Source organism: Pricia sp., assembly GCF_041745955.1.
Classification (GTDB): Bacteria; Bacteroidota; Bacteroidia; order Flavobacteriales; family Flavobacteriaceae; genus Pricia.
Window position 1 is genome coordinate 1 of record NZ_JBGTHY010000322.1, and the last position, 4364, is coordinate 4364.

The window sequence follows — 4364 nt, forward strand, 5'->3', positions numbered from 1 at the left end:
CTTTATATTCACTTTGGGCAAACTGATGCCGGTATTAAAATTTTGGGAAAATATTGATGGTAACTCCCGGTTGAAAATATCATCGATCAAAGACCACATGGGGAGGTTCGATGACATGTTGGGATTTGTTCTTGTCAAACCTCCATTGTTCGAAACTTTTGCCAAAGTGCTCATGATAATAAAGATTTAAGTTAAACAATAATTTAATATTCAATGTACCATGGACAAAAAAAATGCCAGATAGGAAATAGCCAAACTTGCAGCCGGACCTTAAAAAAATTTTATGAAAAACCTGCCTTTTTTTCGTAAAGCCCTTTTCTGAAAATGTCATTTTGACATTTTCAGATGACAAATTTTCAATATAAAAGGACTTTTGTGCCTGTAGCTTCCGGATCTGATATTGTTCCGAATATCGGGTATTTCAATAAATCCGGAAAAATGAGGGTATCAACAGTGTACCGTTCCGATTTTTGGAATATTTTTTGGATACTATTTTTCACGATTCTACACCTTCAGCTACGAACAAAACATTAATTTGAAAGTAGTTTGAAAAAAAGGTCCATCGGAAAGTGTAATCATAAAACGGCGGTTGTCGGGCCGCCCTTAAAAAGGTGCATTATGGAAAATAAATGGAAACGAACTTCGGAACAAAATAGCGGACTTCATGGCCTTGCCGCGCTTTCTTTCACTCGGTTGATCCGATCGAAAGAGGAAAACGACCGGGACAGCTTTAATACCCTCGTACAAAAAATCCTGCCCGATATCGAAGAGTATATGGCACGGCGTCTAAGTTTTGCCGTTGGAAACGGTGATCTTCCACAGGGGAAGTACAGGGTAGCGGATTTCACCGATGAACTATACATTATCGCCTTTGACCATATCGGGGAAGTGGAGGACGAAAAAGACCTTCGCCCATGGTTGTTCAAGAAGGCGGACGATCTTTTTCAGGACACGGTCGTTGAGGAAGCACTCAACGAATTCTTTTTCGAGGACATCGAAAAATACACCAAGGCGGAATGGGATGCCATGCAGGAGGAATTCAGTACCGATGGAGACGGCGACCTGATGCCGTTGGAGGAATTCGACGACCCCTCGTACCCAAAGTACGAGTATCATCTAGCGGATGTTTTTATAGAAAAGAACCCGGAAGGGGAATGGTCGGAAAAATTGGATTCCGAACTGGGCGATACCGAAATGCACCAACATATCGACTTGGTACTGCACCGGCTGCCGGCCCCGATGAAATCGATTTACGACCTTGCGGTCAACCAAAGGTTCGCACCTTTCGAAATCGCCAATATCAAGCGTATATCGGTCGAAGAGGTCGATTCGCATCTGGCCAAGGTAAGACAGGGCATAAAAATAAGTCTTGAAAAACGGTATATGGAATAGGGAGAAATAGACTTTATGCCACGGATCGGAAAAAAATAGTTTTCGGCCATGAAGTACAAAGACTATTATAAAATATTACAGGTAGATAAGAACGCGTCCCAAAAGGACATCAAAAAGGCGTTCAGGAAACTTGCGTCCAAATACCATCCCGATAAAAACCCGGACGATAGGACCGCCGAGGAAAAATTCAAGGAGATCAACGAGGCCAACGAAGTTTTGGGCAGTCCCGGAAAAAGAAAGAAATACGACGAGCTGGGCGAAAACTGGTAGGCCTATGAACGGGCAGGCAGCGGTGGGGGGCGACAAGGGGGCGGCCATACCTATTATTATGAGGGAGATCCATCGGAGTTTTTTGGCGGCCAGGGCGATGGTAGCGGTTTTTCAAGCTTTTTCGATATGTTCTTCGGCGGCCGCGGCGGGAACGACCCGTTCCAGGGTTTTGGCGGGAGCGGCCGTCAGCGCGGAACGACACAGATCGGTAACGATATCGAGGCCGAAATGCCGATTACCCTCCTCGAAGCCTATCAGGGCGGTAGCAAGACCTTTGGGCTCAATGGCGAAAAACTGCGCATTGACATCAGGCCGGGCTCCTATGACGGACAAAGGTTAAGGATCAAGGGAAAAGGAGACCAAGGGTCGCACGGGGGCAAAAGGGGCGATCTCTATATCGTTTTGAACGTATTGCCCGATCCACGTTTTCGAAGGGAGGGCGGCAATCTGGTCCACACCGCCAAGGTAGATATATATACCGCCATTTTGGGAGGGAAGGTGGAAATCCCGACCCTAACGGGAACCGTTAACATGACCCTTCCCAAAGGAACAGATCCGGGAAAGACCTTACGGCTAAAAGGCAAGGGCATGCCCAAATATGGTGCGAAATCCTTTGGCGACCTATTGGTCAAGATCGAGGTGGCCTTGCCCAAAGACCTATCCGCCGAGGAAGAGGAACTGTTCAGCAAGTTGAAATCCATACGGGAAAACAAAACGGTATATCAAAATTGGACAGGAAATAAAAAATAAGAAAAATGAAAGGAAATTTTGAAAAGATCATCAACGGCGGCAGACCCGTGCTGGTCGATTTTTATGCGGAATGGTGCGGGCCTTGCAAGGCGCAAAGCCCGATTATGGCCGATGTGGCAAAAGAGGTGGCCGAAAGGGCGCGTGTGATCAAGATCGATATCGACAAGAACAAGGGTATCGCCCAACGCTATCAGGTACGTGGCGTGCCGACCTGCCATTTAGCTTTCCTAAATTCAGATACTTTTAATAATATACAAACTGGACTTGGATCGGTTAGTTGGAAAAGAAATTGGATTTCCTCAAAGCTTTATGAAAAAATTATTGAGCTTAACTGGAGAAGTAAATATTAATGCTTTTATTTTAGGTATTGGAATTTACCTTTTATCCAGTGTAGGTTACGGTCTTTATCTCAGAAGTCAAAAGAATTAAAGTTCAAATAAACGATGGACTGTTCGAAGAACTAATCTTAACACGAATAGTTTCAACGGAGACGCAACTTTTCTGCAAAATGCACATCTTAGAAAAGACAAGGATTGAAAACGCATGAAGCAATTTATTTTATTTTTAGCAGGTCTTTTGTTAAGTTCCATAACTCTTAACGGCCAGAAGAATAGCGAAAGCAGATTAAGGATCGGACTATCTGCCGGACTCATAAAAAATTTGAGTTCGGAAAAGATGCCCATTAGTGAGTATACAGGATTTTCAAGCGATTATAAAAACCCCAATTATAAATTTGGGCTTCACATAGAGTACCTATTGAAAGCAAACGTTACACTTAACGGTGCTATCAATTACTCCAACAAGGATTTTACGGGAACATATTTTTGTGATGTTTGTGATTTTGCCTTTACCCCAAGTCCCGAGGAAGTAGACTTCAGTTTTATGGAAGTCCCTCTTAGTTTAAGGTACTATTTTATTCCACGTAGAATCCGATTGTTCGGGGAGATAGGACTGAACAATTTATTTCCATTGAATAGTCCTGGCGACGAGTCTGGTGTACATTCGTATGTAATAGGATATAAGCTCGGTGGAGGACTGGAATATAATCTAAGTGAAAAAATTGCCTTTCAACTGGCATTAGATTACAATAACAGTATTTCAAAATGGTTTAAAGATTCCTATTTTGAGGGTTCCTATTTTAAGCTAAAGTCAATCAACTTTGGAGTGACGATATTGAAAAAGCTCTAACTTGACAGTTAAAAATTAATCCTATAAGAGCTATTGTTTAACATTTTTAAAGTTCAATAAACCGATAGCATAGATCAACATGAATTCTATTATAAAATTCTGTTCTAGATATATTTTGCTTTACGCTACTCTATGGCCCTTACTATTTATATCCTGCGAACAAAAATCCGCTGAAACCTCTGAAATAAGGGGTGTTTATGGTAGCCCCGAACCTTTCTGGGATAAAGGATTTAATCTTAACAAGCTCGGGGTCAATGCTATTTTTGTCCATAGCGGATCAATTGACCATGATATGATTAACAGGGCCAGATCTGAGGGTGTAATGGTTTATGCTGAATTTGCTACCTTGAATGGTAAAAATTATGTAGAAACACACCCTGAAGCTTGGGCAATCAACGAAAAAGGCGAAAAAGTGCAAGCTGCGTCCTGGTTTATGGGGGTTTGTCCTACCGAACCCGGCTTCCGTCAGTATCGTTTTAGCCAGTTGCGGGATTTACTTTTGGAGTATGAACTGGATGGTGTTTGGATGGACTATGTACATTGGCATGCCCAGTTTGAAGAACCTGAACCCATCTTGCCCGAAACCTGTTTTTGTGATCATTGTCTTGATGATTTTTCAAAAGATTCCGGGATCGAAATCCCGGACGGAATAACCTCAGAGAAGGCATCATGGATTCTCAACAACCATGATGAATCATGGCGTAATTGGCGATGCAAGGTGATCTATGATTGGACCTATGAAATAAAAAGCATTATCAATGAAA

7 protein-coding genes are annotated in these 4364 nt (G+C 42.6%); all 7 read left to right on the forward strand.

The window, feature by feature from the left end; all coding sequences use genetic code 11:
• On the forward strand, window positions 1–190 hold a 190-nt coding region (locus tag ACEW8S_RS11705), incomplete at its 5' end, for a hypothetical protein (protein WP_373518331.1).
• A 428-nt stretch (window positions 191–618) separates the two neighbouring features.
• A complete protein-coding gene (locus ACEW8S_RS11710; protein WP_373518332.1) occupies window positions 619–1392 on the forward strand; it encodes a sigma-70 family RNA polymerase sigma factor in 774 nt (257 codons plus the stop codon).
• Window positions 1393–1440: 48 nt separating this feature from the next.
• A complete protein-coding gene (locus tag ACEW8S_RS11715) occupies window positions 1441–1662 on the forward strand; it encodes a DnaJ domain-containing protein (RefSeq protein ID WP_373518333.1) in 222 nt (73 codons plus the stop codon).
• A gap of 126 nt (window positions 1663–1788) precedes the next feature.
• A complete protein-coding gene (locus ACEW8S_RS11720; RefSeq protein WP_373518334.1) occupies window positions 1789–2412 on the forward strand; it encodes a J domain-containing protein in 624 nt (207 codons plus the stop codon).
• A gap of 5 nt (window positions 2413–2417) precedes the next feature.
• Window positions 2418–2762, forward strand: a complete 345-nt coding sequence (locus tag ACEW8S_RS11725) for a thioredoxin family protein (protein WP_373518335.1) — start codon at window positions 2418–2420, stop codon at window positions 2760–2762.
• A 193-nt stretch (window positions 2763–2955) separates the two neighbouring features.
• Window positions 2956–3600, forward strand: coding sequence for an outer membrane beta-barrel protein (locus ACEW8S_RS11730; RefSeq protein ID WP_373518336.1), 645 nt, complete (start codon window positions 2956–2958; stop codon window positions 3598–3600).
• Between the two features lie 79 nt (window positions 3601–3679).
• Window positions 3680–4364, forward strand: a 685-nt coding sequence (locus ACEW8S_RS11735) for a hypothetical protein (RefSeq protein WP_373518337.1), incomplete at its 3' end; no start/stop codon positions are given.